General features: G+C 66.7%; 3 protein-coding genes. All 3 read left to right on the top strand.

Going from position 1 to position 3,524, the window contains the following annotated elements:
- The first annotated feature begins 257 nt into the window (after positions 1 to 257).
- The 3 genes from LX15_RS31965 to LX15_RS31955 all read left to right on the top strand — a co-directional run bounded on the left by LX15_RS31965 (position 258) and on the right by LX15_RS31955 (position 3,409).
- Positions 258 to 1,400: a helix-turn-helix domain-containing protein gene (locus LX15_RS31965; protein ID WP_253674892.1), complete on the top strand. Its 1,143-nt coding sequence runs from the start codon at positions 258 to 260 to the stop codon at positions 1,398 to 1,400.
- A 194-nt stretch (positions 1,401 to 1,594) separates the two neighbouring features.
- Positions 1,595 to 2,362 carry a phosphotransferase family protein gene (locus LX15_RS31960; RefSeq protein WP_253674891.1) on the top strand — a complete coding sequence of 256 codons (768 nt, stop codon included), beginning with the start codon at positions 1,595 to 1,597 and terminating at the stop codon, positions 2,360 to 2,362.
- 111 nt (positions 2,363 to 2,473) lie between these two features.
- Positions 2,474 to 3,409: a helix-turn-helix domain-containing protein gene (locus LX15_RS31955; protein ID WP_308213552.1), complete on the top strand. Its 936-nt coding sequence runs from the start codon at positions 2,474 to 2,476 to the stop codon at positions 3,407 to 3,409.
- Positions 3,410 to 3,524: the final 115 nt, after the last annotated feature.

Here is a 3,524-nt window from a genome sequence, read left to right as displayed (position 1 = left end):
AGCGCTGGTGGCTGCGGTGGGCGATCAGGGCCAGGGCGACGACGACTGCGACGAGCAGGGCCGTGGTGACCGTGATGATCAGTGGCGACAGGCTGTCCATCCGCGCATCTCCCGACGAGGGTGTGCTGGTGGTCGCGGGCGAAGAGAAGGGAAACCTGCTGGTCCTGCCCGCGTGCCGCAACGCTAGGCCCGGGTCGGGATATGGAAGGTTCAAGAAAGGTTCAAACACAGGGTGACGCAGACCGTACTCTCGGTGTATGGAGGACCTTGGTAGGCGAATCGCGGCCCTGCGGAAGATGCACGGCCTGACACAGCTCACCCTCGCAACCCGCGTCGGGGTCTCAGTGTCCCTGGTCAAGAAGGTGGAAGCTGGCATCGTTCCCCCCAGCCACGGCTTCCTTCAGGCAGTAGCCACCACCCTCGGCCTCGGTGTACTGGAGCTGACTGGTGAGCACGTCGACGTGTTGGAGACCGAAGCGCATCCATCGTTGTCCAGCGTCAGGGCGCTCCTGTTCGGCGTGACCGACCCTGGCCACGACCCGCGGCCCCTCTCCGAGCTGCTGGCGGAGGTCCAGCGACTCTGGAAGCTGAACAAAGAAGGAAAATTCGCGGCCCATTTGCCCGACGCGACAGAAGTCCTGCGTGAGCTGCACACCTACGACGAGCCCACCGCGTACAAGGCGGCGGCGCAGATGTACGGACAGGTGCATTTCGCGCTGCACTGCATGGGGTCTCAGGATCTGGCAGCGGCGGCGATCAACGCGGAGCACACGGCAGCGTTGCGGTCCGATGACCCACTGGAGTTGGCGACGTGTCACTGTCGGCGAGGGCTGCTGCTCATGACCGAGGGCCAGTACGACGCCGGGCTGGGGTACCTCGCCCGGGCTTTCCAGGCAGCCCAGGACTCCAAGTCCGAACACGCGACCACGGTTCGTGGGGCGCTGCATCTGCGGTCGGCGATCCTCTCTGCACGGAAAGGGTCACGTGACCAAGCCGAAGAGCATATAGCTGAGGCGCGGGCCCTCTTGCCATACGTCCCGAGGACAGACCCATACGGCCTCCAGGTGGTGCCGGTGAATGTGGAGTACCACTGGGTGGCGTGCGCCGTGGAGGTGGGAGACGGAGGACTCGGCCTCGAACGGGCGCGGCATGTGAGGGCGCACGACCAGGTCACGGGTGAACGCCGGGCGCACTACTGGCTCGACGTGGCGCATGGATGTGTGCTTCATGGGCGCCGGAGTCAACAGGCGCTGGAGGCGCTACGCCTGGCACGTGAGGCCGCGCCGGAGCTGACTCGACGTCACTGGAAGGCCGCTTCGGCGGTGCGGACTCTGGCGGAGCAGGAGCGTCGGCGGAATGCAGGATTGGCGGCGTTCGCCATGTGGATGGGTATCCGGTAGACCAGCGGGCGGGGCACCATCAGTGCATGACGGAAGCGGAGAAGCTGCGGCACAAGATTGTCACGGTGGTGAGCGCCGTATGAGCGAGCTGAAACGGATTGTGGAGAAGGCTGTCGGGGGCGCCGGTTTAGATGCTGAAGGAGTTGAGCTGATCCGGTTGGGGGGAGAACGGGATCTACCGGCTGCCCGGCGGGGTGGTCGCTCGTGTATCCCGGCCGGGGCAGCACGCGGCGGCGGAGAAGGAAGTCCGCGTCTCGCGATGGTTGGAGAGTGTGGGCGTGGATGCCGTCCGCGTGCTGTCCCACGTTGAGCAGCCCGTGCAGGTCGCCGGGCGCGCTGTCACCTTCTGGCACGAGCTTCCCCCGCATACCGAAGGCACGTGGCATGACACTGCCATTGTTCTGCGGAAGCTCCACTCCCTGCCGCCGCCGGACACGTTCGAGCTTCCGCAGCTTTCTCCGTTCGTGCGGCTGACCGAACGCATCGAGGGAGCACACTTCCTGTCTCCGGACGATCGGGCGTGGATGCTGGAGCGCCTGGCGGACCTGCGACGGCGGTACGCGGCGCTCCCGCCCGGACTTCCCATCACCGTGGTACACGGTGACGCATGGGGAGGCAATATCGCGGTCACCCCCGACGGGAGGCGCATACTCCACGACTTCGAGCGCTGTTCCCTCGGCCCGCCGGAATGGGACTCGATCCACAGCGCGATCAAGCACAGTTCGTTCGGGTGGGCGCCTCCCGAGGAGTACGCGGACTACGTCACCGTCTATGGCTACGACGTCACCGAATGGGCGGGGTTCGCGACGCTGCGGGACATTCGCGAGTTCCGCATGACGTGCATGGCCGTCCAGGTCGCGACCGAGGAACCGCGCGTCCGGGACCAGGCCCTACACCGCCTCGCCTGCATCCGGGGCGAGCGGGGTCCGCGCCCGTGGTCTGGGTGGCGCGGGGTGCCATGAGACAGCGGGCGGGGCACCGTGGAAGGTGCCCCACCCGCCCTGACCTGCGGAATCAGAGTCAGTGTTTTGCGCACACAGTTGGCCATCTGCAAGGGTCTGCAAAACTGGTGTATGGCCGACATGGGCTCGGTTCTCAGAGCCGCTCGCACTGCCGCCGGTGTCAGCCTGGCAGGTATGGCGGAACGAACGAACTACAGCAAGCCCTACCTGGGGCAGCTTGAGACGGGGAAGCGGGAGGTCCTGCCGCACCACATCGCCGCCTACGAACACGCCCTCGGGGTCGATATCGAGCGACTGGCGTACGTCGCTGCCACCCCTCGTCGCGCGGACAGTTCCAGTCTTGCCAGTCTGGCGACCATTCTCAGCTCAACCCGCCGACTGGAAGATGCTGTTGGCGCCCGGGGAGTCCTTGACACCGTCCGGGGATTCGACCGACTGAGTCGTTCGCTCGCCCACCATGCACGGTCGCCCCTGGCTGGGTCGGCCGCGTGTCTGGCCAGCGAGATCAGTCAGTATCGAGGATGGCTCGAACTCGCCTCCGGGGACCGGGCAGCCGGCGAACGCTGTTTGAACAGCGCGATCACTCTGGCGAGGAATGCCGACGCCCCGGACCGACTCGTGCACGGACTGAGCTTCAAGGCGTACGCCGCTCTGGAGGCGAGACGAGTCGGAGACGCCGCAGCACTCACCGAAGAGGCACTGCGGGTTCGCGGCGTCCATCCGCTCATCCGGGTCTACGACCGGTACCAGCTCGCGCGGGTGCATGCGGCGACCGGGGAGACACATGCTGCTCAACGTGCCCTCGTCGTGGCGGACAAGGCCGCCGAGGCAGCGGCGGGCGAGGAACCTCCCGATGCGGGTTACTGGTACACGGAAGGACTTTGGGGTCTGCACCGAGGCCGCGTGCTCTGGCTTCTCGGGCAGCACCAGGGCGCCAGGCGAGAGGTTCGGTCCGGGCTCGCGGCCATGCCCCAGGAGCACCGAGACGCCACCTGGGCGGCGAAGTGGGTGAAGGCCGCGCGGGGAGATGGCGAGGTCCCCCATTGAGCGGCCGCCGAGAAGGTGAGCGCGTCATCACGCGGGTCCGCGCGTTCCGCGCTTCTCTACCGGCTTCGGCAAGTGAAGCCGAAGCACTCGACACCGCCTTGGTCGATCTCTACGA

It is taken from the genome of Streptoalloteichus tenebrarius (assembly GCF_024171885.1).
Classification (GTDB): Bacteria; Actinomycetota; Actinomycetes; order Mycobacteriales; family Pseudonocardiaceae; genus Streptoalloteichus; species Streptoalloteichus tenebrarius.
The sequence above is the reverse complement of the archived record's forward strand: the minus strand, read 5'-3'. Positions and strand labels throughout refer to the sequence as shown.